Here is a 2,190-nt window from a genome sequence, read left to right on the forward strand (position 1 = left end):
CGCGCCCTCGCCCGCCGCGCCCCCGCGCCGGCGGTCCCCGTCGCCGCGGCCGGCCGGGGCACGCACCCCGCGGCCCGGGGCGACGCGGGAGCCGGCCAGCGGGGCCAGCAGCGCGGGGTCGGTCTGCACGCCCCCGGCCAGCCCGCGGACGCGGAACCGGCCGGCGGTGGCGGCCTCCTCGGAGAGCCGGGTGCCCGCCAGGCCCATCTCGCGGCTCCAGTCCTCGGCGGAGGCCTGCTCGGGCCGGGGCGGGATCGGGGTGCCATAGGGGGTCTCGGTGGGGTTCTCCAGCAACGTGAGCAGGCGGCGCTCCACCTGGTCGCTCATCACGTGCTCCCAGCGGCAGGCCTCCTCGTGGACGAGCTCCCACTCGAGGCCGATCACGTCCGCGAGCAGGCGCTCGGCCAAGCGGTGCTTGCGCAGCACGGACACGGCCCGCTCGCGGCCCGCCACGGTCAGCTCCAGCCGACGGTCCGTGCCCACGTGCACCAGCCCGTCCCGCTCCATGCGGGCCACGGTCTGGGAGACGGTGGGTCCGGAGTGCTCCAGTCGCTCGACGATGCGGGCGCGCAGCGGGGGGATGCCCTCCTCCTCGAGCTCGAGGATCGTGCGCAGGTACATCTCGGTGGTGTCGATCAGATCCGTCATGGCGCGTCCTCTTCCCTCGGGCTCTTCGTCCCGGACATCCTAGCGAGGCGTGAGTCACGTGGACGGCCGGTGGTCCCGGGCGCGGGAGAATGGGCACGACCCGCGACCCCGAAGCGTCAGGAGCACGCATGACCTCCCCCGCCGAGATCACCATCCCCCAGGACCTGCTGCCGGCCGACGGCCGCTTCGGCGCCGGCCCGTCCAAGGTGCGCCCCGAGCAGCTGAGGGCGCTCCAGGACGCGGCAGGGCTGCTCGGCACCTCGCACCGCCAGAAGCCGGTCAAGGACCTCGTGGCGCGCGTCCGGTCCGGCGTCGCCGAGCTGTTCTCGGCGCCGGAGGGCTACGAGGTGATCCTCGGCGTCGGCGGCTCCACCGCGTTCTGGGACGCGGCCGCCTTCAGCCTGGTCCGCGAGCGCGCCCAGCATCTGAGCTTCGGCGAGTTCGGCTCGAAGTTCGCCAAGGCCACCGACCAGGCGCCGTTCCTGGCGCCGTCGGACATCCGCACCTCCGAGCCGGGCACCCGCCCCGAGCCGGAGGCCGTGGCCGGGGTCGACGTGTACGCGTGGCCGCACAACGAGACCTCCACCGGCGTGATGGCGCCCGTCGTCCGCCCCGCGGGCATCGACGAGGACGCGCTGGTCGTCGTCGACGCCACCTCGGCCGCGGGCGGCCTGCCGGTGGACGTGTCCGAGGCGGACGTGTACTACTTCGCGCCGCAGAAGAACTTCGCGTCCGACGGCGGCCTGTGGCTCGCGCTGTTCTCCCCGCGGGCCCTGGCGCGGGTCGCGGAGATCAAGGAGTCCGGCCGCTGGATCCCGGCGTTCCTCGACCTGGCCACGGCCGTGGAGAACTCCCTCAAGGACCAGACCTACAACACGCCGGCGCTGGCCACGCTCGTCATGCTGGACGCGCAGCTGCGCTGGATGAACGGTCAGGGCGGGCTGGACGCGATGACCGCCCGCACCGCCGACTCCTCCTCGCGCGTGTACGCGTGGGCCGAGGCGTCGTCCTTCGCCACGCCCTTTGTGGCCCGGTCCGAGGACCGCTCCGCCGTGGTCTGCACCGTCGACTTCTCCGACGACGTCGACGCGGCGGCGGTCGCCCAGGCCCTGCGCGCGAACGGCGTGGTGGACGTGGAGCCCTATCGCAAGCTCGGCCGGAACCAGCTGCGGATCGCGACCTTCGCCGCGATCGAGCCCGAGGACGTCGCGGCACTGCTGCGCTGCATCGACCACGTGGTCGAGCGCCTGGCCTGAGCCGGGTCAGCCGAGGGCCGCGGCCCCGAGCGTCCCGTCCCCCTCGGCCTCGGGCGCCGGGGCGCCGGGCACGCGGCCCTCGGCCACGGCCTTCAGCCGCTCGCGCTCCTCCTCGTTCACGCGCTCGGCGTACGGCACCCACGGGGGTGCCACGAGCGAGCCCTCCCCCGCCATGAGACCGGTCTCGCACACGGTGACCTGCTTGGCACGCGGGGCTCGGGCGATCGTCACGTACCAGAGCCAGCCCGCGTAGCCGGGCAGGTGGCATGCGAAGCGGTGGGTCAGG

General features: G+C 74.6%; 3 protein-coding genes. 1 reads left to right on the forward strand and 2 read right to left on the reverse strand.

Annotated features, from left to right (window positions below):
• The coding region (locus D8M29_RS14260; protein ID WP_148111601.1) for a metal-dependent transcriptional regulator at window positions 1-648 on the reverse strand (648 nt) is incomplete at its 3' end.
• Window positions 649-776: 128 nt separating this feature from the next.
• Here D8M29_RS14260 and serC point away from each other — a divergent pair.
• Window positions 777-1,904: a phosphoserine transaminase gene (serC, locus tag D8M29_RS11380; RefSeq protein ID WP_127445987.1), complete on the forward strand. Its 1,128-nt coding sequence runs from the start codon at window positions 777-779 to the stop codon at window positions 1,902-1,904.
• Between the two features lie 6 nt (window positions 1,905-1,910).
• Here the strand turns inward: serC and D8M29_RS11385 are convergent.
• On the reverse strand, window positions 1,911-2,190 hold a 280-nt coding region (locus D8M29_RS11385; protein ID WP_127445988.1), incomplete at its 5' end, for a DUF3027 domain-containing protein.

Origin of the sequence: Micrococcus sp. HSID17227 (genome assembly GCF_003989405.1) — a bacterium.
Lineage (GTDB): Bacteria > Actinomycetota > Actinomycetes > Actinomycetales > Micrococcaceae > Micrococcus > Micrococcus luteus.